This is a genomic window from Streptomyces beigongshangae (assembly GCF_019710745.1).
In the GTDB taxonomy this organism is placed as follows: Bacteria; Actinomycetota; Actinomycetes; order Streptomycetales; family Streptomycetaceae; genus Streptomyces; species Streptomyces beigongshangae.
Window position 1 is genome coordinate 168213 of sequence record NZ_JAHKJW010000006.1, and the last position, 22502, is coordinate 190714.

Annotated in this window: 20 protein-coding genes and 1 pseudogene; 11 read left to right on the plus strand and 10 right to left on the minus strand. The window is 72.8% G+C overall.

All coding sequences use genetic code 11. The features are described from left to right. The first annotated feature begins 104 nt into the window (after window positions 1-104). The 7 genes from KM933_RS06985 to KM933_RS07015 all read left to right on the plus strand — a co-directional run bounded on the left by KM933_RS06985 (window position 105) and on the right by KM933_RS07015 (window position 8457). On the plus strand, window positions 105-539 hold the full coding sequence (locus KM933_RS06985; RefSeq protein WP_221349234.1) for a cell division protein SepF: 435 nt from the start codon (window positions 105-107) through the stop codon (window positions 537-539). Window positions 540-766: 227 nt separating this feature from the next. Continuing rightward, the gene (locus tag KM933_RS06990) at window positions 767-1942 is read left to right on the plus strand and encodes an ATP-binding protein (protein WP_260333164.1); all 1176 of its coding nucleotides are present in this window, start codon (window positions 767-769) and stop codon (window positions 1940-1942) included. Further along, the gene (locus KM933_RS06995) at window positions 1929-2282 is read left to right on the plus strand and encodes a nucleotide pyrophosphohydrolase (RefSeq protein WP_221349236.1); all 354 of its coding nucleotides are present in this window, start codon (window positions 1929-1931) and stop codon (window positions 2280-2282) included. Before KM933_RS06990 ends, KM933_RS06995 begins: the two co-directional genes overlap by 14 nt. Window positions 2283-2546: 264 nt before the next feature. After that, entirely contained in the window at window positions 2547-3008 is a 462-nt protein-coding gene (locus KM933_RS07000) for a DUF6099 family protein (RefSeq protein WP_221349238.1), read from the plus strand. A gap of 114 nt (window positions 3009-3122) precedes the next feature. Then, window positions 3123-4043 carry an LLM class F420-dependent oxidoreductase gene (locus KM933_RS07005; protein ID WP_221349240.1) on the plus strand — a complete coding sequence of 307 codons (921 nt, stop codon included), beginning with the start codon at window positions 3123-3125 and terminating at the stop codon, window positions 4041-4043. 179 nt (window positions 4044-4222) lie between these two features. Next, a complete protein-coding gene (locus KM933_RS07010; RefSeq protein WP_221349242.1) occupies window positions 4223-5797 on the plus strand; it encodes a 3' terminal RNA ribose 2'-O-methyltransferase Hen1 in 1575 nt (524 codons plus the stop codon). Further along, window positions 5794-8457 carry a polynucleotide kinase-phosphatase gene (locus KM933_RS07015; protein WP_221349244.1) on the plus strand — a complete coding sequence of 888 codons (2664 nt, stop codon included), beginning with the start codon at window positions 5794-5796 and terminating at the stop codon, window positions 8455-8457. The genes KM933_RS07010 and KM933_RS07015 overlap by 4 nt, the downstream gene beginning before the upstream one ends. A gap of 91 nt (window positions 8458-8548) precedes the next feature. Here the strand turns inward: KM933_RS07015 and KM933_RS07020 are convergent, their stop codons facing one another. Both KM933_RS07020 and KM933_RS07025 read right to left on the minus strand, forming a co-directional pair. After that, window positions 8549-9445: a diacylglycerol kinase catalytic domain-containing protein gene (locus KM933_RS07020; RefSeq protein ID WP_221349246.1), complete on the minus strand. Its 897-nt coding sequence runs from the start codon at window positions 9443-9445 to the stop codon at window positions 8549-8551. After that, on the minus strand, window positions 9442-10575 hold the full coding sequence (locus KM933_RS07025; protein WP_260333165.1) for an SPFH domain-containing protein: 1134 nt from the start codon (window positions 10573-10575) through the stop codon (window positions 9442-9444). Before KM933_RS07025 ends, KM933_RS07020 begins: the two co-directional genes overlap by 4 nt. A gap of 131 nt (window positions 10576-10706) precedes the next feature. Here KM933_RS07025 and KM933_RS07030 point away from each other — a divergent pair, with 131 nt between their 5' ends. Continuing rightward, window positions 10707-11933 carry an arginine deiminase gene (locus KM933_RS07030; protein ID WP_221349248.1) on the plus strand — a complete coding sequence of 409 codons (1227 nt, stop codon included), beginning with the start codon at window positions 10707-10709 and terminating at the stop codon, window positions 11931-11933. A 159-nt stretch (window positions 11934-12092) separates the two neighbouring features. Further along, window positions 12093-13100 (plus strand): ornithine carbamoyltransferase, encoded by a 1008-nt coding sequence (argF, locus tag KM933_RS07035; RefSeq protein WP_221349250.1) that lies wholly within the window; start codon window positions 12093-12095, stop codon window positions 13098-13100. A 38-nt stretch (window positions 13101-13138) separates the two neighbouring features. Here the strand turns inward: argF and KM933_RS07040 are convergent, their stop codons facing one another. The 3 genes from KM933_RS07040 to KM933_RS07050 form a co-directional block, all read right to left on the minus strand. Next, the gene (locus tag KM933_RS07040) at window positions 13139-13591 is read right to left on the minus strand and encodes an ATP-binding protein (protein WP_221349252.1); all 453 of its coding nucleotides are present in this window, start codon (window positions 13589-13591) and stop codon (window positions 13139-13141) included. Window positions 13592-13758: 167 nt separating this feature from the next. Beyond that, on the minus strand, window positions 13759-14610 hold the full coding sequence (locus tag KM933_RS07045; RefSeq protein ID WP_221349253.1) for a PaaX family transcriptional regulator: 852 nt from the start codon (window positions 14608-14610) through the stop codon (window positions 13759-13761). Window positions 14611-14679: 69 nt separating this feature from the next. Beyond that, on the minus strand, window positions 14680-14901 hold the full coding sequence (locus tag KM933_RS07050; RefSeq protein ID WP_221349255.1) for a DUF5999 family protein: 222 nt from the start codon (window positions 14899-14901) through the stop codon (window positions 14680-14682). 233 nt (window positions 14902-15134) lie between these two features. On the opposite strand from KM933_RS07050, the gene KM933_RS07055 reads away from it, so the two are divergent. Further along, window positions 15135-15584, plus strand: a complete 450-nt coding sequence (locus KM933_RS07055; protein WP_221349257.1) for a DUF6299 family protein — start codon at window positions 15135-15137, stop codon at window positions 15582-15584. 126 nt (window positions 15585-15710) lie between these two features. On the opposite strand, the gene KM933_RS07060 is transcribed toward KM933_RS07055, so the two are convergent. From KM933_RS07060 to KM933_RS39055, 3 genes and pseudogenes are all read right to left on the minus strand, one after another. Next, window positions 15711-16460 (minus strand): transporter substrate-binding domain-containing protein, encoded by a 750-nt coding sequence (locus KM933_RS07060; protein WP_221349259.1) that lies wholly within the window; start codon window positions 16458-16460, stop codon window positions 15711-15713. A gap of 185 nt (window positions 16461-16645) precedes the next feature. Continuing rightward, window positions 16646-17206: a hypothetical protein gene (locus tag KM933_RS07065; RefSeq protein ID WP_221349261.1), complete on the minus strand. Its 561-nt coding sequence runs from the start codon at window positions 17204-17206 to the stop codon at window positions 16646-16648. A gap of 386 nt (window positions 17207-17592) precedes the next feature. Further along, window positions 17593-17751, minus strand: a pseudogene (locus KM933_RS39055) (DUF1062 domain-containing protein); the annotation flags it as partial. A gap of 23 nt (window positions 17752-17774) precedes the next feature. Here KM933_RS39055 and KM933_RS07070 point away from each other — a divergent pair. After that, window positions 17775-18008 (plus strand): hypothetical protein, encoded by a 234-nt coding sequence (locus KM933_RS07070; protein ID WP_221349263.1) that lies wholly within the window; start codon window positions 17775-17777, stop codon window positions 18006-18008. Between the two features lie 179 nt (window positions 18009-18187). Here KM933_RS07070 and KM933_RS07075 read toward each other — a convergent pair whose 3' ends face one another. Together KM933_RS07075 and KM933_RS07080 are read right to left on the minus strand one after the other, a co-directional pair. Continuing rightward, window positions 18188-22090, minus strand: coding sequence for a caspase, EACC1-associated type (locus KM933_RS07075; protein WP_221349265.1), 3903 nt, complete (start codon window positions 22088-22090; stop codon window positions 18188-18190). Window positions 22091-22096: 6 nt separating this feature from the next. Continuing rightward, a complete protein-coding gene (locus KM933_RS07080) occupies window positions 22097-22477 on the minus strand; it encodes an effector-associated constant component EACC1 (protein WP_221349267.1) in 381 nt (126 codons plus the stop codon). Window positions 22478-22502: the final 25 nt, after the last annotated feature.

Here is a 22502-nt window from a genome sequence, read left to right on the forward strand (position 1 = left end):
CGTCACACCGTGCGGCCCGGCCCGGTGCGGGTGGGCGCGAGCGGTTACGGTCGGTTGGCTGCGCACCGTGTCGCATTCGGCCGAACGGGTGACCATGCGCAACAATGGCCGCTACAGGCAATCAGGACGATTCAGGGCGGGGGGAGCCGGTGAACAGGCACGACGTCACCGATGAACAGTGGGAAGGGCTCGCCCAGGTCGTTCCTTTGCGTGGCCGCGACGCCTGGCCGTCGGCGGTGGACCACCGGTCGATGCCGGACGCGGAGACCGAGACGAGGCGCCGCTTCGTGGTCCTGCGCATCACGATCTTCGCGGACGCCCGCGAGGTCGCCGAGACCCTGATGGCGGGCATCCCGGTCCTCCTGGACCTCACCAGCGCCGAGCCGGACGTCGCCAAGCGCGTGCTCGACTTCAGCACGGGCGTGGTCTTCGGCCTCGCCAGCGGGATGCACCGGGTCGACCGGAACGTCTTCCTGCTGACCCCGCCGGGAACCGAGGTCGGGGGCCTGATGGAGGAAACCGGCATCCCCGGCATGTGAAGCCGGCCGTACCGGGACACCGACCGGGTCACCCTGGGTCACCCCGGGGCACCGTCGTGCCGGGGCGTCGACCGGGTCCCTCGATGGGCTGACCGGATCTTCCGACCGGCTGACCGGGTCCCCCGATCGGCTGACCGGGTTCCCGATCCGCTGATCCGATCCCCCGATCGCGGGAAGGCCCGCGGACGAAACGGTTCGGCCTCCCGGCGGGGTCCTACCGTCCCGGTATGACCATGTCATCCGGCGCGACGCACGTGGGGACCGAGGCCCGTCACGACCGGCCGAGCATCACCGAACTGCGCCTCTCCTCCTTCGCCGCACACCGCGGTGCCGCCTTCCCGCTCGGCCCCCTCAGCCTGTTCTGCGGGCCCAGCGGGAGCGGCAAGTCCAGTGTCCTGCGGGCGTACGAGGCACTGGCCCGGCTCGGCGGCGGCGCCGGGCTCGCCGAGGTGTTCCCGGACCCGGGTGCCTGCGTGCCCGAGCGGGCCCGGCCCGACAGCGGGCGGCGGCGCGGCTTCCGCATCGGCTGCACGGCGGACGGGCCCGAGGGCCCCGTACGGCTCGACGTCGCCGTACAGGCCGAACCGGAACTGCGCATCGCGGGCGAGCGGCTGACGGCCGGCGGACTCACGCTGCTGGAGACGGCCCTGCGCGATCCGGCCCGGCCCACGGTGCAGGCGGCCTGGCACACGGCGGGGGCGTCCCCGGTGACGAGGGCGCCGTTTCCCGACGACCGGCTGGGCACCGCGCTGCTGCCCCTGCGCGTCGCGGGCAGGACGGACGGCCAGTGCCGCGTCATCGCCGCCGCGGAGCAGATGGTGGTCGCCCTGCGGTCGGTCTTCGCCTGCGATCCGCTGCCCCGCTCCATGCGCGGTGCCGTACCGCTCGGCGCGGGCCGCCTGCTGCGCGGCTGCGGCAACCTCGCCGAGGTGCTCCTGCGTACGCGCGCCGAGTGCGGACGGCGTCACGGACTGCTGGTGGAGGCGGTGCGGGCAGGCTGCGCGGGCCCGGTCCGCGACGTGCTGGCGGAGAGCGCGACCGGCGGGGCGGGCAGGACGGTCCGGGCGCTGCTCGACCGGGGCGACGGACCGCGGACACCGCTCGGGCGGCTCGGGGACGGGGAGTTGCGGTACCTCGCGCTGGCCCTGGTGCTGCTGACCGGCCCCGGCGTGCTGGACGTCGACCCGGCGGGGGAGGTGCCCGCGGCGCTGCAGACCCTCACCGTGCTCGCCGACGGCTTCGACCGCGACCTGGACGTACGGCAGCGGGACGAACTCGTGCGGCTGGCGGCGCGCATGTGCGAACGCGGGCACGTCCGGCTGGTCGCGGCCGCCGGCGACGCGTCCTGGGCGGCGGAGGTGGACGGGGTGACGGTGGTAGACCTGGGCCGTGACCGAACTTGACCTGGCGACCCTGCAGCGGAGGCTGACCGCGTTCGCCGCGGCGCGGAACTGGCAGCCGTACCACACGCCCAAGAACCTCGTCGCCGCGCTCAGCGTGGAGGCATCCGAACTCCTGGAGATCTTCCAGTGGCTGACGCCCGAGGAGTCGGCCCGGGTGATGGACGACCCGGAGAAGGCGCCCCGCGTGGCGGACGAAGTGGCGGACGTGCTGGCGTACTTGCTGCAACTGTGCGAGGTGCTCGGCGTCGATCCCCTGGCGGCGCTGGACGCGAAGATGAACCGGAACGAGGAAAGGTTTCCTGCGGCTCCTGCGGCTCCGGTGATTCCGACGGGGGAGTGAAGGGGGCGCGGCAGCCGGCTCGTCCGCCGCCGTCGGCTGCGTCGAACTGCGCCGGCTCCCGCGCGGTACCCGAGAACCTGAGAAAAGGGACCAATCACTCCGATTGTCACCCTGTGTAGTTATCGATCTATATAAATTCGATTACGTGTCCGCAGATTTCGGACTTCCTCTGGCTTTTCGTCCCGGCTTACTTCACTCTGGGTAGTGGCAGGTGGAGTTCGGGCAGGCGTGTGCACAACGCGTCGGAACAGACGGGGACAGCGCATGGATGCGATGCGGCTCATCGGCGCGAGCAGGTGCGCCCTGATGCGGAGCGGCGACGCCTCCGAGACCATGGGCGAGGCGTGGCAGGCGTCGGCCCTCGCCCAGGCGATAGGCAGTCGGCTGGCGGTGTCGGGGCCGCCCGAGTTGCGGGGCGAGGCGCTGGGGCTGACGGAGCTGGCGGGCCGGGGGTGCGGGATCCTGGGCGCGCCCGTGCACGACGTCGGCAGCCTGCGGGCCGCGCAGCTCACCGGGCTCGGCGACGCGGGAGAGGCGCTGCTCCAGCTCGGGGGACTGCTCGCCGAGGTCGGCATAGCCCTGGTCGGTGTGGCGTGCGCCGCGGAGGACGAGGCGACGTACTGGCAGTGCATGGAGGCGATCGACGCGGCGGACGAGTCGCGCGACCGGGTGCTGGAGATGCTGCGAAGACTCGCCGTGCGGGACCAGCGGGCGGCGGCGGGATAGGGAGCCCCGGCAGTGACGAGGGGGTGCGGGCCGACCGGTGGAACCGGGAACCCGGCGGGGACCGCCGACGGCACCGGTGGCCCCCGCCGACGGCGGACCGTGCAGGATGGATGCATGGATCTTCGCATCTTCACCGAGCCCCAGCAGGGGGCCACCTACGACACCCTCCTCACCGTGGCGAAGGCCACCGAGGACCTCGGCTTCGACGCCTTCTTCCGCTCCGACCACTATCTCCGCATGGGCTCCGGGGACGGCCTCCCGGGCCCGACGGACGCCTGGATCACCCTCGCCGGACTCGCCCGGGAGACCAAGCGGATCCGGCTCGGCACGCTGATGACCGCCGGGACGTTCCGCCTCCCCGGCGTCCTGGCGATCCAGGTCGCCCAGGTCGACCGGATGTCCGGCGGCCGGGTGGAACTGGGCCTCGGTGCGGGCTGGTTCGAGGAGGAGCACAAGGCGTACGGCATCCCGTTCCCGAAGGAGAAGTTCGCCCGCCTGGAGGAGCAGCTCGCGATCGTCACCGGTCTGTGGGGGACCGCGCCCGGCGAGACCTTCAGCTACGACGGCACCCACTACCAGCTCACCGACTCGCCCGCGCTGCCCAAGCCCGCGCAGTCCAGGGTGCCGGTGCTCATCGGCGGGCACGGCGCGTCCCGTACACCGCGGCTCGCGGGCCGGTACGCCGACGAGTTCAACATGCCGTTCGCGTCGGTCGACGACAGCGAGCGCCAGTTCGGCCGGGTGCGGGCCGCCGCGGAGCAGGCCGGCCGCAAGGCCACCGACCTCGTCTACTCGAACGCGCTCGTCGCCTGCGTGGGCAAGGACGACGCGGAGGTGGCCCGCCGCGCGGCCGCGATCGGCCGTGAGGTGGAGGAGCTGAAGGCCAACGGTCTCGCGGGCTCCCCGGCCGAGGTCGTCGACCGGATCGGGCGCTTCGCGCAGATCGGCTCCCAGCGGATCTACCTCCAGATCCTCGACCTCGACGACCTGGACCACCTGGACCTCATCTCCTCCCAGGTCCAGTCCCAGCTCTGAGGAACACGGCCAGGAAGGGACGCGGGGCGCGGGGCGTGGACGGCCCGCGCCCCGCTCCCGGGCGGCCCGATCCCAGGCGGGAAAAATGCCTGCGTACGGCGAAGACGTTCGCTGTACGTTGGGCGGGCGCGCCGACACGGTACGTTCCCGCAGCTCAGAAGACGTTTCGAGGCAGACCAGTGTTCCTCACGATCAGTACCACCGGCGCTCCCGAGCACCCTGCGACCGACCTCGGCCACCTGCTGCACAAGCACCCCGACAACGCGCAGGCGTTCTCCACCTCCTACGGCACGGCGCACGTCCTCTACCCCGAGGCGAGCGCGGAGCGCTGCACGGCGGCGCTGCTCCTGGAGGTCGACGCGGTGGCGCTGGTCCGGCGCGGCAAGGGCAAGGGCCGTGGCGGAGCACCGGACGCGGCCCTCGCCCAGTACGTCAACGACCGCCCGTACGCCGCCTCCTCCCTGCTCGCCGTGGCGCTGAGCAGCGTGTTCTCCAGCGCGATGAAGGGAGTCTGCCGGACGAGGCCGGAGCTGCCCGGGCGCCCGCTGCCCCTGCGCATCGAGGTGCCCGCCCTGCCGGCCCGCGGTGGCGCCGATCTCGTCCGCGCGCTCTTCGAACCGCTCGGCTGGACGGTGGACGCGGAACCCGTGCCGCTGGACACCGCCTTCCCGGACTGGGGCGACTCCCGGTACGTACGCCTCGTACTGGAGGGTGAGCAGCGCATCGCCGACGCGTTGCGGCACCTGTACGTCCTCCTGCCGGTGCTCGACGACGCCAAGCACTACTGGGTCTCCTCCGACGAGGTGGACAAGCTGCTGCGGGCCGGGGAGGGCTGGCTGCCGGACCACCCGGAGCAGAAGCTGATCACCAGCCGCTATCTGTCGCGCCGTTGGTCGCTGACCCGGCAGGCCATGGAGCGGCTGGAACTCGTACGGCTCGCCGAGACGGACGACAGCGCGGTCGAGGAGATCGACAACGCGGTCGAGGAGGTCGAGGAGGTCGAGGAGGTCGAGGAGGCCGAAGGGGCCGAGCGGACGGGCACCGACGACGGGCGGACGGACGCCGCAGAGGAGCCGGTACCGCTCGCCGTCCGGCGCCGGGAGGCGATCGTCGCCGTTCTGCGGGACGCCGGCGCCGCCCGGGTGCTCGACCTCGGCTGCGGGCAGGGCCAGTTGGTGCAGGCGCTGCTGAAGGACGTGCGCTTCACCGAGATCGTCGGGGTCGACGTGTCGATGCGGGCGCTCGCCGTCGCCTCGCGGCGGCTCAAGCTGGACCGCATGGGGGAGCGGCAGGCCGGCCGCGTCCGGCTCGTCCAGGGGTCGCTGGCGTACACCGACAAGCGGCTCAAGGGGTACGACGCCGCGGTGCTCAGCGAGGTCGTCGAACACCTCGACCTGCCGCGGCTGCCCGCCCTGGAGTACGCGGTGTTCGGTGCCGCGCGCCCCAGGACGGTGATCGTGACGACGCCGAACGTCGAGTACAACGTCCGCTGGGGGACTCTCCCGGCCGGTCATGTCCGGCACAGCGACCACCGGTTCGAGTGGACGCGCGAGGAGTTCGGGAACTGGGCGGGCACGGTGGCCGGACGGCACGGGTACGGCGTGGAGTTCGTACCGGTCGGGCCCGACGACCCCGAGGTGGGGCCACCGACCCAGATGGCCGTCTTCACGCTGGGCACCGGCACCGGCACCGATACCGGCACGTCCGCCACGACCACGACCGCCCGGAACACGAAGGAGGAGAAGGCCGCATGACCGAGTCCGAGTCCGAGAACGAGTCCGGGACCGGGACTGACACCGGCACCGGCACCGGGAGCCGGGTGCGTACGCTGCCCGTCACCGACCTCTCCCTCGTCGTGCTGATCGGCGCGTCGGGATCGGGCAAGTCCACCTTCGCCCGCAAGCACTTCAGGCCGACCGAGGTGATCTCGTCGGACTTCTGCCGGGGCCTCGTCGCCGACGACGAGAACGACCAGAGCGCCAGCGGCGACGCCTTCGACGTCCTGCACTACATCGCGGGCAAGCGGCTCGCGGCGGGCCGGCGCACCGTCGTGGACGCCACCAACGTGCAGCAGGAGAGCCGCAGGCAACTGGTCGAGCTGGCCAGGAAGCACGACGTCCTGCCCATCGCCGTCGTGCTCGACGTGCCCGAGGAGGTGTGCGCCGCGCGCAACGCCGCGCGCGCCGACCGCGCCGACATGCCGCGCCGGGTCGTCCGGCGGCACATCCGCGAGCTGCGGCGCTCCCTGCGGGGACTGGAGCGCGAGGGCTTCCGGAAGGTGCACGTCCTGCGGGGCGCGGAGGAGGCCGAGGCCGCCGAGGTCCGCACCGAGAAGCGGTACAACGACCTGACCCACCTCACCGGGCCGTTCGACATCATCGGCGACGTCCACGGCTGCTCCTCCGAACTGGAGTCGCTGCTGGGCAAGCTGGGCTACGCGGACGGCGTGCACCCCGCAGGGCGTACGGCCGTGTTCGTCGGCGACCTCGTCGACCGCGGCCCCGACTCCCCGGGCGTCCTGCGCCGGGTGATGTCCATGGTCGCCTCGGGCGACGCCCTGTGCGTGCCGGGCAACCACGAGAACAAGTACGGCCGCCACCTCAAGGGCCGTAAGGTCCGGCACACCCACGGCCTCGCCGAGACCGTCGAGCAGATGGCGGGCGAGAGCGAGGAGTTCAGGCAGCGGGTGCGGGAGTTCATCGACGGGCTCGTCAGCCACTACGTCCTGGACGGCGGCAGACTCGTCGTCTGCCACGCGGGACTGCCCGAGAAGTACCACGGCCGTACGTCGGGCCGGGTGCGCTCGCACGCGCTGTACGGCGAGACCACCGGCGAGACCGACGAGTTCGGGCTGCCGGTGCGCTACCCGTGGGCCGAGGACTACCGGGGCCGGGCGGCGGTCGTCTACGGCCACACCCCCGTGCCGGAGGCCACCTGGCTGAACAACACCATCTGCCTGGACACCGGGGCCGTGTTCGGCGGCAAGCTCACCGCGCTGCGCTATCCGGAACGCGAACTGGTCGACGTACCGGCCGAGCGGGTCTGGTACGAACCGGTCAGGCCGCTGGCCTCCGAGGCGCCGGGCGGGCACGAGGGGCGGCCCCTGGACCTCGCGGACGTGCACGGCCGCCGGGTCGTCGAGACCCGGCACGCGGGGCGCGTCTCCGTGCGCGAGGAGAACGCGGCCGCGGCCCTGGAGGTCATGAGCCGCTTCGCCGTGGACCCGCGGCTGATGCCGTACCTGCCGCCGACCATGGCACCCACCGCGACCTCGCGGGTGGACACCCGCGGCGGAGCCGCTGACGAACTCTTCCTGGAGCACCCGGCCGAAGCCTTCGAGCAGTACCGGGCGGACGGGGTCGCGCGGGTCGTGTGCGAGGAGAAGCACATGGGGTCGCGGGCGGTGGCACTGGTGTGCCGGGACGAAGGGACGGCACGGGACCGGTTCGGGGCGGCGGGGGTGACCGGCGCGCTGTACACCCGTACCGGGCGTCCCTTCTTCCCGGACTCCTCCCCGGACTCCTCCCCGGAGTCGGCGGAGGGCTCCGCCGAGGGTGTCTCCCTCACCGAGCGGATACTCGGGCGGGTCCGGGACGCCGTCACGGAGGCCGGGCTGTGGGAGGAGCTGGGGACGGACTGGGTGCTGCTCGACGCCGAGCTGCTGCCCTGGTCGCTGAAGGCGTCCGGACTGCTGCGCTCGCAGTACGCCGCGGTGGGCGCCGCGGCCGGGGCGGTGTTCCCGGGGGCGCTGGCCGCCCTGGAGGGAGCGGCGGCGCGTGGCGTCGACGTGGGGGACCTGCTGGTCAGGCAGCGGGAGCGGGCCGCCGACGCGGCCGCCTTCACCGACGCGTACCGGCGGTACTGCTGGCCCACGTCCGGTCTGGAGGGGGTGCGGCTCGCGCCCTTCCAGATACTCGCCGTCCAGGGGCGGAGCCTGGCGGGCGTGCCGCACGACGAGCAGCTCGCGCTGATCGACCGGCTGGTGACGGCCGACGCGTCGGGGCTGCTGGCGACCACCCGGCGCCTCTACGTCGACACGGGCGACCCGGACTCGGTGCGGGCCGGCGTCGACTGGTGGCTGGAGATGACCGGGCGCGGGGGAGAGGGCATGGTGGTCAAGCCGCTCGGGGCGCTGGTGCGCTCGGCGCAGGGGCGGCTGGTGCAGCCAGGCATCAAGTGCCGGGGCCGGGAGTACCTGCGGATCATCTACGGGCCGGAGTACACCCGCCCCGAGAACCTGGACCGCCTGCGGAGCCGCTCCCTGAACCACAAGCGCTCGCTGGCCCTTCGCGAGTACGCCCTGGGCCTGGAGGCCCTGGACCGGCTCGCGGACGGGGAGCCGCTGTGGCGGGTGCACGAGGCGGTGTTCGGGGTGCTGGCCCTGGAGTCCGAACCGGTGGATCCCCGGCTGTAGGGGGTTCGCCCCCGGGCGGGCCGGCCCGGCCGGCCCGTCCGGGGCACCTCCCACCCGCAACCCCTCACCCGCAGCCCTTCACCCGCACCCCTCACCCCACCAGCCGCAGCCGCCGCCCGCACACCCCCACCCGCACCGCCTGTCCCCAGGTGAGTTCCAGCGCGTCCCCCTCCATCCCGTCCCCGAACGCGATGAGCCGTTCCGATTCGACCGTGAGGGTGAGCCGGGACCTGGCGGACAGTGTCCCGGCGACCCGGGACGTCCCGGTGGCGGGAGAGGGCCACGCCTCGCGGACGAACCACACCAGCCGGTCCTCCGTGGGCAGGGGCAGGGGCAAGGACCCGCCCCGGCCCTCCCACACCGACCGGATCCACCCGGTCGCCCCCGTCCCCGTCCCCACCAGGACCCCGGACGAGGCCTGGGCCTCGACGGCGGCCCCGTCGTCGAGCTCCAGCCGGTACCGGGCCGTCTGGTGCCCGGCCGCGCCCAGGTAGATCTCGTTCAGGGCGAGCAACCGCTGCGTGTCGTCGGCCACCGCCTCGACCATGGTGAGTTCGTCCGTACCGGTGCCGGCGGCGAGGGCCGCGCGCAGCAGTCCGCCCGCGTCCGCCGGCCGGTGGCGGACCAGCACACCCGGGTTGCGGCCCGGGTCCGAGTCGATGCCCACCACCGGCTGTCCGTCGAGGTACTTGGCCACGTTCGCGACCAGCCCGTCCTGGCCGACCACGGCCACCACGTCCTCCGGCGCGAACAGGAACCGGTCCAGATCGGCCCGCTCGACCCGGCTCTGCCGCCACGTCAGCGGGATCGCGGAGGTCACGTCCGCCAGTGCGCGCCGGGTGCGGTGGTGGCGTTCGGCGACCTCCCCGATGTCCCGGCCGCGGGAGGAGAGGAAGAAGGCGGCCTGTCCGTGCGTGCCGTGGTGGGCCACCAGTTCCTCGTACTCCGTGGTGCGGTGCACGATCACGACCCGCGGGGCGAGGCTCATGTCCGGTCCCGGTCCCGGTCCCGGTCCTGGCCCCGGTCCCGGTCCCGGTCCTGGCCCCGGTCCCGGTCCCGGTCCTGGCCCCGGTCCCGGTTCCCGTCCGGGGCCCGCATCCCGAGCTTGGCCAGCAGGCCGGTCAGCACGTCCGGCGAGACGGTCAGGCTGTCGATGCTGGGCAGGTTCTCCGCCAGCCGTGTCCCGGTCAGCGCGTGCAGGGTGGCCACGTCGACCTCGACGTGCACCGCGAGCCAGGCGGCCTGGGCCTGGGCCCGTGCCTGGCCCACCTCGCGCGCGGCCTCCGCCTCGGCCCGCGCGAGCCGTACGGACCGCTCGGCCTCCGCCGCGGCCAGCTTCACCGAGCGGGCGGCCTCCGCGCCGGCGCGTACCGCGTCCGCCGCCGCGTGCTCCTCCGCCTCGCGGCGCGCGTTCGTACCGCGCTGCTCGACCAGCTGTTCCTCGCGCCGCGCGAGTTCGATCTGGCTCGCCAGCTCGTTCTCGGCGATCGTCCGCTCCCGCTCGACGGCCACGGCCCGCCGCTCGTACGTCGCCCGGTCCGCCTCCTGCTGGATCTGCTCGCGGGCCGGGGTGCGCAGGGCCCGCTCCACCTCGGGCTCCGGACGCAGCGCCACCACGCGCACGGCGACCACCTCGATGCCGGTCGCGGGCAGTCGCGGCTCCGCGGCCAGCCCCGCCGCGACCCGCTCCCGTACCGCCGCCACGCCGTCGACCAGCGCCGAGGCCAGTGTCGTACGGGCCAGCACGTCCAGGGCGTGCTGCTGGGCCGTCTCGGTCAGCAGCGTGCCCAGCTGCTCCAGCGGCGCGCCCCGCCACACCCCGGTGTCGGGGTCGACGGAGAAGTCCAGGCGGGCCGCGGCGAGCGCCGGGTCGCTGACCCGGTAGGTCACGGTGGCCTGCACCGCCACGTCCTGGAAGTCGGACGTACGGGCGTGGAACGTCATCGCCAGCTCACGGTCGTCCACCGGCACCTCGGACAGCGCGGCGCTCAGCGCGCGGTACCAGAAGCTGAGTCCGGGACCGTCGTGCAGCAGCTGCCCGTCGCGGTGGTGGCGGATGTGCGCCGTCGGAGCGCCGCGCAGGTGGCGCCAGCCCAGGCGCCGGGTGATGTCGGCCATCGGACCCCCTCGTTTCTCGTCCGTTCGACGATATCCAGGTACTCCGATTATCGTCAAGAAGACGAGAACAGGAGGTCGAATAAAGTGTCCGCCCGCGGGTCAACCGGCCCCTTCGCGGTCAGGATGAAGTCATGGCTTTCCACGTCGACTCCGAGGCCGGGCGGCTCCGCCGCGTCATCCTGCACCGGCCGGATCTGGAGCTCAAAAGGCTCACCCCCAGCAACAAGGACGCCCTGCTCTTCGACGACGTGCTCTGGGTGCGCCGGGCGCGCGCGGAGCACGACGGCTTCGCGGACGTCCTGCGCGACCGCGGTGTCACCGTCCACCTCTTCGGTGACCTGCTGACCGAGACCCTGGCCGTCCCGCGGGCCAGGTCGCTCGTGCTCGACCGGGTCTTCGACGAGAAGGAGTACGGACCGCTCGCCACCGACCACCTGCGCGCGGCCTTCGAGGACCTGCCCGCGGGCGAACTCGCCGAGGCGCTGATCGGCGGGATGACCAAACGGGAGTTCCTGGAGGCGCACCCCGAACCGACGTCCGTGCGCTTCCACGTCATGGACCTGGACGACTTCCTGCTCGGGCCGCTGCCCAACCACCTCTTCACCCGCGACACCTCCGCCTGGATCTACGACGGCGTCTCCATCAACGCCATGCGCTGGCCCGCCCGCAGACGCGAGACCGTGCACTTCGAGGCGATCTACCGGCACCATCCCCTGTTCCGGGAGGAAACGTTCAACCTGTGGTCCGAGGGGCAGGCCGACTACCCGTCCACCATCGAGGGCGGCGACGTGCTCGTCATCGGCAACGGCGCCGTGCTCATCGGCATGAGCGAACGGACGACCCCGCAGGCCGTGGAGATGCTCGCGCACAAGCTCTTCGCCGCCGGGTCGGCGCAGACGATCGTGGCGCTCGACATGCCCAAGAGGCGGGCTTTCATGCACCTCGACACGGTGATGACGATGGTCGACGGCGACACCTTCACCCAGTACGGGGGCCTCGGCATGCTCCGCTCGTACACCATCGAACCGGGCGTCGGGGACAAGGAGCTGAAGGTCACCGACCACCCGCCGGAGCACATGCACCGGGCGATCGCCGCCGCGCTCGGACTGGACCGGATCCGGGTGCTCACCGCCACCCAGGACGTCCACGCCGCCGAGCGCGAGCAGTGGGACGACGGCTGCAACGTCCTCGCGGTCGAGCCGGGCGTCGTCGTCGCGTACGAGCGGAACCAGACCACCAACACGCACCTGCGCAAGCAGGGTATCGAGGTCGTCGAGATCCCGGGCAGCGAGCTGGGGCGGGGGAGGGGCGGCCCGCGCTGCATGAGCTGCCCGGTCCAGCGGGACCCCGTGACCTGACCTGACCTGACCTGACCTGACCTGACCTGACCTGACCTGGCCTGACCCGGCCCGACCTGACTCGACCGGCGTGGTTCCGGGTGGGCCGGACTGTATAGAAATGTGGAACGTCGTATAGAATTCCAAGAGTCCTTGTTTACGTGACCCTGGAGCGCCCCCATGGCGACACCCCCGTACGCCCTCGCAGGCCGCCACTTCCTGAAGGAACTGGACTTCACGCGGGAGGAGATCCACGGCCTGCTCGGGCTCGCCGCCGAGCTGAAGGCGGCGAAGAGGGCCGGGACGGAGACCCGGTACCTGCGGGGCAGGAACATCGCGCTGGTCTTCGAGAAGACGTCGACGCGCACGCGCTGCGCCTTCGAGGTGGCGGCGGCGGACCAGGGCGCGTCGACCACGTACCTCGATCCGTCCGGCTCGCAGATGGGCCACAAGGAGTCCGTGAAGGACACCGCGCGGGTGCTCGGCCGGATGTACCACGCCATCCAGTACCGGGGGGACAGCCAGGAGAACGTCGAGGTGCTGGCGGCCCACGCGGGCGTGCCCGTCTACAACGGCCTGACCGACGCCTGGCACCCGACGCAGATGCTGGCCGACGTGCTCACGATGACCGAGCACTGCACCAAGCCGCTGGACGGGATCGCCTTCGCCTACCTGGGCGACGCGCGCTTCAACATGGGCAACTCGTACCTCGTCACCGGCGCGCTGCTCGGCATGGACGTACGGATCGTCGCGCCCCGGGCCTACTGGCCCGCCGAGGAGGTCGTGGCCCGGGCGCGCGAACTGGCCGGGCGCAGCGGGGCGCGGATCACGCTCACCGAGGACGTCGCCGAGGGTGTCCTGGGGGCCGACTTCGTCGCCACGGACGTGTGGGTGTCGATGGGGGAGCCCAAGGAGGTCTGGGACGAGCGCATCGCCGCCCTCGGCCCGTACGCGGTGACGATGGACGTCCTGCGGGCCACCGGCAACGCCGACGTCAAGTTCCTGCACTGCCTGCCCGCCTTCCACGACCTGGGCACCAAGGTCGGCCGCGAGATGCACGAGCGGCACGGCCTGGACTCGCTGGAGGTCACCGACGAGGTCTTCGAGTCGGACCGGTCGGTCGTCTTCGACGAGGCGGAGAACCGGCTGCACACGATCAAGGCGGTACTGGTGGCGACCCTGGCCTGAACGCCGTCACGCCCTTGTCACGCCCCCCGTGGCCGCCGCTAGGAGGGCCTGCGCGGGCGCGGTACCACCGGGACCCGGAACCAGACCGCCTTGCCGGACTCCGTGGGGCGGTGGCCGCACGAGGAGCTGAGGGTACGGATCAGCAGCAGGCCGCGGCCGTGCTCCTGCCAGGGGTCGGGCTCGTACGAGGGGCCGGGGACCGTGAGGTCGCCAGGCGGGGCCGGGTCGGGGTCGTGGACCTCGACCCGGCAGTCGGTGGGCAGCAGTTCCACGACCAGCTCTATGGGCGCGTCGCCCGTGGTGTGCTCCACGGCGTTGGCCACCAGCTCGGCGGTGAGCAGCTCCGCGGTGTCGCTGTCCGCGGGGTGCTCGATCTCGGCGAGCGCGGTACGCACCAGGGCACGGGCGACCGGCACGGCCGCGGCGGTGTGCGGCAGGGCGATGCGCCAGGAGGCCGGGGCGTGGGATTCGTGCAAGGCGGATCCGTTCATGGAGCAGGATGTCCTGCTTTCAACTTTAGGAATGGTACGTCGCACTCCGACAGAGGCCCTCGGCGGGCTCTTTCCGGGACGTTCGGCCTGGCGTGGGGCCGACCGTCCGGATATACGGGCGACGCGCCCCGCAACGTGAGCGTTCCCCCGGCGACCCGGGATGCGGCTCAGCCCGCCCGTTCCCACCTGCGGGGTCCCGCCGGTACGCCCGCGAAGGCCGCTCCGGCGTCCCGCAGCCGCTCGCGCAGGGCCCGGAAGACGGCTGCCGAACGGGCGCCCGGCCACCCCTGGGGCAGCAGCGCGGGAGGCAGCCCCGGATCGGCGTACGGGAGATGGCGCCAGGAGTCCAGGGCGAGGAGATAGTCGCGGTACGCCTCCTCGGCGGGGGTGTCGTCCCGCGCCTCCCAGTCGTGCAGCACGCGCGCGTGGCGGTCCAGGAACGCGTCGTGCTGCTTGGCGACGGCGGCCAGGTCCCACCAGCGCGCGACCGCCTCCGCCGTCGCCGCGTACCCGAGGTGCTCGGCGCGGAACAGGTCCACGTACGTGTCCAGCCGCAGCCGTTCCAGCGTGTGCCGTGTCTCCTCGTAGAGACGGGCCGGGGCGATCCACACGCCGGGGGCGGCCGTTCCGAAGCCGAGACCGGCCAGGCGCGAGCGGAGCACGTGGCGTCTCTGCCGCTCGGACTCAGGGACGGAGAACACGGCGAGCACCCAGGTGTCGTCCCCGGGCGGTGCGGCGGCGTAGATCCGGCGGTCGCCGTCGTCGAGGAGCCGGCGGGCGTCCGGCGACAGCACGTATCCGGCGGCGCCCGCGTCGGTCCGGGCCGGCAGGAGCAGCCCGCGGCGCTTGAGCCGGGACACCGACGACCGTACGGAGGGCGCGTCCACGCCTGCCGCGGCCAGGAGCCGGATCAACTCGGCCACGGGTACGGGGCCGGGGGCGAAGCGGCCGTACGCGCCGTAGAAGGTGACGATGAGGGACCGGGGACGGGGGGCGTGCTGCTCGGACACGTCGATCACTCTAGATCGTCACCGTCGGGCGGTCGGGCGGTCGGTCAGCTGGTCGGGCGTGGTCGAGCGGTGGGACGGTCAGGCGGCGACGGCCAGGTGCCCGACCGGCACCCGGTGCGGACCGACGACCCGCCCGTCGGGCAGCAGCGCCCCGGTGTCGTCGAAGACGATCGCGCCGTCGCACAGCAGGTACCAGCCCTGCTCGGGGTGCGCGGAGACGATGTGCGCGTCGGTGCGGTCGGTGCGGGCAGAACGGTCGGTGCGGCCGGCGGACGGGCACGAAGGCTGGTGAGAACACATGAGGGGCCTCCACCTGCGAGGAGTCGAGCGGCGTTTTCGTCGCCCGTACGGATAGACCATGCGCCCGCCGCGAACTCATCGGAACAGCCGGCCGGCAAGCGTGACAACACGCGGACAACACGCGGACGGGTCCGGGACGACCGGTGCGGACTCGCCACCAAAGGAGTGAGGGTCACACCCGCGGACGCGCCGGGCCGGTACCTGTGGAGGCTCCCACTCCAGGAGGTACTCCGATGCGCCCGACCCGCTTGCACCAGGCCATGGGCACAGCCGCCGCGGCGGCTGTGCTGCTGCTCGCCGCCCCGTCCGCGACCGCCCTGCCCCGGCCGGCCGGATCGGCCGGTCCGGCGGACACGGTGACGGTCGATCCGACCGGCCGTCTCGCCGCGGACGGCACCGTCACCCTGTCCGGCACCTACCGGTGCACGGGCGGCACCGGTCCGGTCTTCGTCAGCTCCTCCCTGCGCCAGGGCAAGGACGGCGCCCGCAAGGGCGTCGGCGGCACCACCGCGGTCTGCGACGGCACCCTGCGCCGCTGGAAGAACACCGGCCGCACGGAATCGGGCCGCTTCGAACGGGGCGCCGCGAAGGTCGAGGCGACGCTGATGGAACTGCGCTCCGGCGGCCTGCCGCTGCCGGTGTTCCACGCGGCACGCGAACAGGACGTGACACTCGTCGGCTGACCTGGCTCGACCTGATGTGACCTGGCTCGACCTGAGCCGAGCCGACCCGGGTGGGCGGCACCGCGCACGCGCCATGCCCCGGTCCGCCCTCCCTGCCCCGCGGAGCGGGTCGCACCGCGCGTCCGCTCACGTGGACCGGCAGGAGGCCTCGTCGAGGTCGTCCGGGTTCGGCTTGTAGTGGGTTTCGAAGAACGGGTCGCTCTTCACCAGTTCCTCGAAGTGGGCCTGGAAGAACGCGCGCCACTTGTCCCTGAGGAATCCGCGCAGCGCTTCGACCACCCGGTGGCACCTCTCCGGCTGGTGCAGCGGGAGGCCGACTCCGTACAGCTGCTCCGAACCCACCTCGATGTCGTCCACGACCCGGACCTTGCCCGGGAGGCGCTGGACGAACCCGTACAGGATCACCTTGTCCGTCCAGACGGCGTCCACATTGCCGTCCAGCAGCTTGTCCACGCATTTCCGGTAGTCCTGGGCGGTGACGAACCGGGCGTTCTCGTCGAGGGGGTTCTTCGCGCCCGGGGTGGAGGTCGAGCCCGACGCGGTGCAGATCTGTTTGTCCGCGGTGTCCTTGCGCTCCTTGATGCTGTGGTCGTCCTGCCGTACGAGCAGGCCCTGCGGGGTCACGAAGTACGGGCCCGCGAAATCGACCTTCTTCCTCCTCTCGTCGGTGATCGAGTAGGTGGCGATCACCAACGCGTCGGTTCTCTCCTGGAGATAGGACTCGCGGTCCTTGGAGGGAATGTCGTGGGGCAGCAGGGTGATGCCGAGCTCGCCCTCCAGGTACTGCGCGAGATCGTTCTCGAACCCCTGCCCCCGGTGGTTCCGCACGTCGTATTCGTTGAATCCCGGTTGTTCGAACTTGGCTCCGTAGGACATGCCCTTCGGGAAGCCGCCGGCCGCGCGTGCGGGTTCCGGTGACTCCGAGGCTTTTCCGGAGCTTCCTTTCCCGGGATCTTTCTCTCCGGCGGAATCACAGGCCGGCGCAAGCGCGAGCAGCAGCAGTGAACACGTCACCGTACTGACAAGACGGGGAACTGATCTCACCTGGAGACCTCCTCGGTTCACTCGTTCGTGAGGATCGCTTCATCGGGTTCGAGGGAGATCCGGCAGGCCGGACCCGTCCGCAGTTCCACCCGCAGTGCGACGGAGTCGCCGCCCGTCCTCAGGGGGATCCTGGCCGTGAGCGTCTGCCGGTCGAACGCGACGTCCTGCTCGCCGTTCCGGGCCCCGCCGCTGATGCCCACCTCGCTGCGGAAGACACAGGGGGAGCCGCCGGACGGGAGGTCCCGGCCCCTGAGGGTCAGCCGGAGGTACGCGCGGTCTCCCGGTGTGGGGACGGTGAAGGTGGCGACGTCGCCGTCCGCCATGTCCTCGGCGTCCTTGGTCCTGACGGTGACACCGAGGTCGCTGTTCTCGTCGTGGAAACGGACGCCGCCGAGGACGAGGCCCACCACGACCACGACGGTGGGCACGGCCCGGAGCAGGATCCGGTGCAGCTCGGGGGTGAAGCCGACCGCGACGAGACCCGCCGCCACCCCGGCCAGGAGCACCGCGATCAGGCTCCGGTACTCCCCGGTTCCCCAGGAGTACCAGATGAACGCCTCAAGGCCGAGAGCGATCACCGACAGCAGATGGGCGACGGCGGAGAGGACCGTGACGGGCTGGGCGGCAGCCGCAGCCGCACCCGGAGCCGAAGGTGAAGGCGAAGTGGGAGGGGAAGGCGGCGTGGCAGGTGGGGTGGCGTCAGCGGCGGGCATCGCGCGGTGGCCCCGTTGTGATCGGCATGACGGCCCCTCCCCGGCTGGTGGAGGTCCGATCATTCCAAGGGGCGGCCGGTGGCCAGGACGGAAAACAAGAGCCGGTCACCGTCCCGGGACGATGGTGATCGAACGGTGACCAGGGGTGCGAAAAGAGCCGTACGCCTGCGCGAGACACCCTGCCGCCGTCGAACGCGTCCGGCCGCGTCCGGCCGGCCTCCGGGCGTGCTCCACCGGCCCCGGCGACGCCTTCAGCGCTTGAGCATGAAGGTGAAGTCGCCGGAGAGCCCGCCCCCCAGCCCGACCGACGGGACGAGTTTCCCGTCCGTGATCAGTCTCTCGACCTCGGCCCGTGAGAGACCGCAGCCCTCAGCGACCAGCCGTACCGGCCGGACGGGGATCCGCGCCGCGGCTGGAGGAGGCGGTCGCGTGGGTGATCGGCGATGTCAGCCTGCCCGAGGAGACGATCGCCCGGATGACCGCCGCCGTCCGGCACGGCAGCCGGCTCCGCGACCGCTTCACCCCCGGCCGGTTCGGCGGCGATCTGCTGCTGTACACGGCGGGACCGGACGCACTGGCCGACGAGTGGCGTCCGCACATCGGCGGCCGCGTCACGACCCATGAGATCACCACCACCCAGCTGCGGATGATGCGCCCGAGGCACTGACCCGGATCGGCCCCGTCCTGGCGGCCGCACTCGCCGACGGGAACCGGCAGGTGCCATGCCGGGCCCGGTGCGGGGGAGGGAGGATTCCCGGCACGACGACGCGCCGCCTCCCCCTCCACCGCTCCCCCGACGCCGCCCGACGGCCGGGCTCCGAGGAGCCCGGCCCTCCTGTGCGCGGCTCAGTCGAACAGCGGTGCCAGCGCCGCCTCGCCCGACAGGATCCGCCAGGCGGGCACCCGCACCGTCCGGCTCACCGGGCAGGGTTTGGCGCCGTGGCCCCCGGCGGGCAGGCCGGTGAGCAGGTCACCTCGCGCGTGGAGGAGCCTGAGGTGCCGCGCGGGGTCCGCACCGGGCTCCGGTCCGGGGTCGATGAGCACCGCCGTGTTCTCGCCGGCGTCGGTGAACAGCAGGTCCACCGGGTGCCCACCCACCAGCACGGTCCGCTCCAGATCGGTGATCCCCCGTCCGGTCAGGTAACGCTGCAGGCGGTCGGCGGAGTCCTCGTGGGCCTTGACCACCGGGCCGGGCGGGCCGGCTTCGGCCGGAGCGCCGTCGTCGCCCGCTCCCAGCGGCACCGAGCGAGTGGCGAGGAGGGCCGGCAGGCCGCTCTGCTCCTGCCAGAAGGAGAGGCCGCCGACGGTGATCAGCTGCGACTTGGCCCGGGTGACCGCCACGTTCCACAGGTTGACCTGGCTCGCGACCCAGTGCGTGGTCCGGGGTGGGGTGTTGGGCGCCGCCACCGGGCTGAGCACCATCACGTCGCGCTGTCCGCCCTGGAAGGTGTGGACGGTGCCGACCCGGACCCGGTCGTCGTCCCGCCACATCCGGGCCAGCGCCTCCTTCTGCGCGCGGAACGGCGTGACCACTCCCACCGTCGCGTCCGGTTCGATCTCCGCCAGCAGTCCGTCGACGACGTGCCGCACGGTCTCCGCCTCCGCCGCGTTGCGCCAGGACCGCCCGTCGCCGCCGCGGGCCGAGCTTCCGGAGGGGACATCGACCCAGCCGAGAACCGGTGCCGGGTCGGTTGCTCCCACCGGGTCGTGCGCCGGTACCTGGCGCCGCACGTCGGTCAGCACCCGCAACCGGCCGCCGTAGCAGTGGCCGTTGACGACGTCCGCGATCCGCGGGTGGCAGCGGTAGTGCTCGTCGAGGAACAGCGTGCCCTCGCCGTGCTGTTCGGCCGCGTGGTATGAGGAGTGCACGTGATAGGTGAGGCGGTGGTGCTCCAGTTGGGCGGCGCTCAGCCCGGCCCGCCTCCGTGCCTGCCGCTCCTGCTGCGGTGACACGCCGGGGATGTGCCCGAGCTGCATGGGGTCACCGATGATCAGTGCCCGGCGGGCCCGGAAGAGCAGCGGCAGCACCGAGGGGATGGAGCACTGGCTGGCCTCGTCGATGACGACGAGGTCGAACAGCTTCGGGGTGAGTTCCAGCTGCCGCACCGAGTGGGTGCTGACGGCCCACCCCTTGATGTGCGTCATCAGGTTCTTCTGGCTGCGCTGGTAGCCGGCCCGGCGCCGCAGTGCCTGGAGCCGCTGGTTCATGAGTCCGGTCGCGCGGCCGAGGGCCTCGGCGGACAGCGTGCGGGACAGTTCCGCCGACAGGCCGGTCAGCGCCTGAGCCGTGGCCAGCCGGGCCGCCTTGAGTCCGTTCTCGTCCCATTGCCCGTGCTCGCGGACGAGTTCCCGCACCTCCCGCTCCACCGACACGACCTCGGCCAGCGACTCCAGCAGTTCGGGTGGCACCGGTCGTTCCGCGGCCCAGGCAGGCCACACCGGTCCGGCCCCCTCGGACCGCCCCGGCCCCGCCGCGGCCAGCACGGAGAGCGCCCGTCCGCGCCGCCACGCCCCGAGCTGCCACCAGCGGGCCGCGGCCGCCCCCCGCGCCCGGTCCGCCCACCGGTCCAGCGGGGCTCGGCCGTCCGGGGCCGCCGCCCAGACCGCTTCGAGGCAGGGCAGGGGCAGCTCCAGGGCGGCGGCGCGCTCCTCCCGCTCGCGGAACAGTTCCAGCAGGCGCGCTTCCTCACCGACGCGCCGGGTCGCTTCTGCCCGCAGCCGGTCGGCCGCTCCCCGGGTGTTGCGCAGCTCGCCGCCCACGGTGGCCGATCCGCGTCGTGGCGCTCCGGCCGGCGCGGCGAGCAGCCGTTCCAGTTTGGCCGCCTCCCGCTCCAGAGCCTCCGCGTTGCCCGTGCGCATCAGCAGACCGGGCGCGATGTCGTCGCAGCGCTGGGCGACGACGTTCACGGCCTCGTTGTTCGTGGAGGCGACCAGCACCGACTGCCCGGCGGCGACGCAGGTGGTGACGACGGCCGTGACGACCTCGCTCTTGCCCGTGCCGGGCGGCCCGGTCGCCACCGTCAGCGGCTGGGTCATCGCCGAGGAGATCACCTGCTCCTGGCTCTCGTTGCACGGTCCCGGGGCGACGGGTGTCACCGGGTTCGCCGAGACCGCCGTCGTGGCCGGCGCCTGCCGGACCCGGCCGTCCAGCAGTGCGTCCAGGGCGGTGCCCTTGATCTGCGCGGTCCGCGTGGAGATCTCCAGCAGGTTGTCCACCAGTGCCTGGGTGGCCATGGCCTCCGCACCGGACGGCACCAGCAGCACGGCCGCATTGTGCGCGCCGGGCCGCAGCGCCTGCATGACCGTGCGCTCGCTGAGCGCCGACGGGTCCAGCGGTTCGAGTTCCGGCAGCCCCAGCTCCTCCAGCAGCTCCCTCACGGCACGGAGCATCTGGGCGTCGTTGCCCTCCTGCCAGGCCGGCTGCCAGCGGGCCACCAGGTCGGCCGCGTCGCCCGCGTCCAGGAGTTCCGAGACGACGCCGCTGTGCAGGGACGGCACGCCGCTGGGCCGCAGCACGTCCCGGCCGTCCTCGTCCGGCGCCAGCTCCATCTGCTGGACGAGCAGCGGCGCCAGCTCGACCGTCGCACGCCGCCCCCGGCCGCCGTCCCGCGAGGGGAGCGTGATCGCCGGATACCCGTACCAGTACTCCTGCCGCGTCCCCGCCTCGGTGCCCGACCCGGTCCGACCGCCCTGGGGCCGGGGCAGCGATCCGGGCGCGACGATGTGCGGTCCGCGGCCCGACTGGACGGTCTCCTCGCCCTGGGCCAGCAGGAAGTACTTCGTGTTCCGGCCGCCGTCCCGGTCGGGCCGCATCCCGGCCGCCGCCTGCGCGGTGAGGCAGTCCGCGTAGTACCGCAGCAGCCGCTGCGGGTCGACGCCGTCCCGTTCGTCCGCCTCGGCCAGTTCCCGGGCCTTGAGCAGCGCGGGGGAGCGCCGGGCGGCTTCGGTGGCGTCGTGGGGGAGCGCAGGAAGGCGTACGGGCCGTGCCACCGACCGGGCGAAGGGGAGGCTCCGGGTGGCCCTGATGGTGGACTTGGTGGGCCGCTGCTCCTCCGGGACGCCCTCGCGGGCCATCTGGGCGGTCAGGTAGTCGAAGAGGTCGTCCGGGGTGATCCAGCCGCCGCCCTTGATCCGGCCGTTGCGCAGCCCTTCGACGATCTCCCCGGTGAACCGGGAGGTGCCGAGGTCCGACCCCGGCGGCGCCATCGCGGAGGCCGCCTGGAGGGCGTCGGACGCGGTGATGAAGTACACGCCGGTCGGCCGCAGCAGGGTGCTCGGCGCGGGCCGGTCCGGTTGCCCCGCCGGGCCCTTGGCGGTCCAGCCCTGGACGACGGAACCGCTGGAGCAGCAGTCCAGCAGGACCAGTTTGGAGGCGGCCCGGCAGGACTGGAGCGTCCGCTCCAGGAACTCCGCCGGCACGGCCGTGCCCGGCAGGTCGGCGGGGTCGGTGTCCCGGGTCAGGAAGTACAGCTGGCCGTCCTGCTCGCAGTACTCGCCGTGCCCGCTGAAGTAGAGCAGCGCGGTCTCACTGGGCTGCCGGGCCTCCAGGAACGTCCCGACGGCGTGCAGCATCTCCGCGCGCGTCGGCTCGGCGGCCACCGCGCACTCGTTGTACATCCCGATCTCGGTGTTCTCCAGCACCGCCCGCATGTAGTGCAGGTCGGCCCGCACGGCCGGGAGCTCCTGGTACGCCTCGCTGTCGTACGTGGAGACGCCGACGAGCAACGCGTGGCGGTCGTTGTCGGTCATCGCCGCTCAGCCCGCCGCCGTGCCGTCGCCGCCGCCCGCGAGAAAGCGCTCGACCAGCGTGTCGTCCTCGCGGGCCTCCTTGCCGGTGACGTGCAGGACCGCCCCGTCGGGCCGCTTGACCACGATGGTGCGCTGCGGGATCCGCGCCAGCCACACCTGCACCAGCGCGGCGACGAACGAACCGCCGCTCAGCAGCAGCCCGACGGTCTCGGCGGACGCGCCGCCCTTGCCGAAGGTTCCCTCCAGGCTGCCGGGTGCGGGCAGGTCCAGCCTGGCGGTGGAGTCCGCCTCGGTGAGCACGCCGAGCAGTTCGCGGGCGTCCTTGCGGGCGCGCAGCGGGTCCTCGTCGACGACGGAGATCCGGTATCCGGTGTGGTTCTCGGGCATGGCGGTTCGTGCTCCCCCTGGGCTC

Excerpts from the sequence above, each read along its gene's own strand:
- KM933_RS07015 (WP_221349244.1), top strand. The coding sequence starts at position 5,794 with ATGACCGAGTCCGAGTCCGAGAACGAGTCCGGGACCGGGACTGACACC.
- KM933_RS06985 (WP_221349234.1), top strand. The coding sequence starts at position 105 with ATGGCCGCTACAGGCAATCAGGACGATTCAGGGCGGGGGGAGCCGGTG.
- KM933_RS07020 (WP_221349246.1), bottom strand. The coding sequence starts at position 9,445 with ATGAGCCTCGCCCCGCGGGTCGTGATCGTGCACCGCACCACGGAGTAC.
- KM933_RS06990 (WP_260333164.1), top strand. The coding sequence starts at position 767 with ATGACCATGTCATCCGGCGCGACGCACGTGGGGACCGAGGCCCGTCAC.
- KM933_RS07000 (WP_221349238.1), top strand. The coding sequence starts at position 2,547 with ATGGATGCGATGCGGCTCATCGGCGCGAGCAGGTGCGCCCTGATGCGG.
- KM933_RS07025 (WP_260333165.1), bottom strand. The coding sequence starts at position 10,575 with ATGGCCGACATCACCCGGCGCCTGGGCTGGCGCCACCTGCGCGGCGCT.
- KM933_RS07075 (WP_221349265.1), bottom strand. The coding sequence starts at position 22,090 with ATGACCGACAACGACCGCCACGCGTTGCTCGTCGGCGTCTCCACGTAC.
- KM933_RS07055 (WP_221349257.1), top strand. The coding sequence starts at position 15,135 with ATGCGCCCGACCCGCTTGCACCAGGCCATGGGCACAGCCGCCGCGGCG.
- KM933_RS07005 (WP_221349240.1), top strand. The coding sequence starts at position 3,123 with ATGGATCTTCGCATCTTCACCGAGCCCCAGCAGGGGGCCACCTACGAC.
- KM933_RS07060 (WP_221349259.1), bottom strand. The coding sequence starts at position 16,460 with ATGTCCTACGGAGCCAAGTTCGAACAACCGGGATTCAACGAATACGAC.
- argF (WP_221349250.1), top strand. The coding sequence starts at position 12,093 with ATGGCGACACCCCCGTACGCCCTCGCAGGCCGCCACTTCCTGAAGGAA.
- KM933_RS07030 (WP_221349248.1), top strand. The coding sequence starts at position 10,707 with ATGGCTTTCCACGTCGACTCCGAGGCCGGGCGGCTCCGCCGCGTCATC.
- KM933_RS07080 (WP_221349267.1), bottom strand. The coding sequence starts at position 22,477 with ATGCCCGAGAACCACACCGGATACCGGATCTCCGTCGTCGACGAGGAC.
- KM933_RS07050 (WP_221349255.1), bottom strand. The coding sequence starts at position 14,901 with ATGTGTTCTCACCAGCCTTCGTGCCCGTCCGCCGGCCGCACCGACCGT.
- KM933_RS07040 (WP_221349252.1), bottom strand. The coding sequence starts at position 13,591 with ATGAACGGATCCGCCTTGCACGAATCCCACGCCCCGGCCTCCTGGCGC.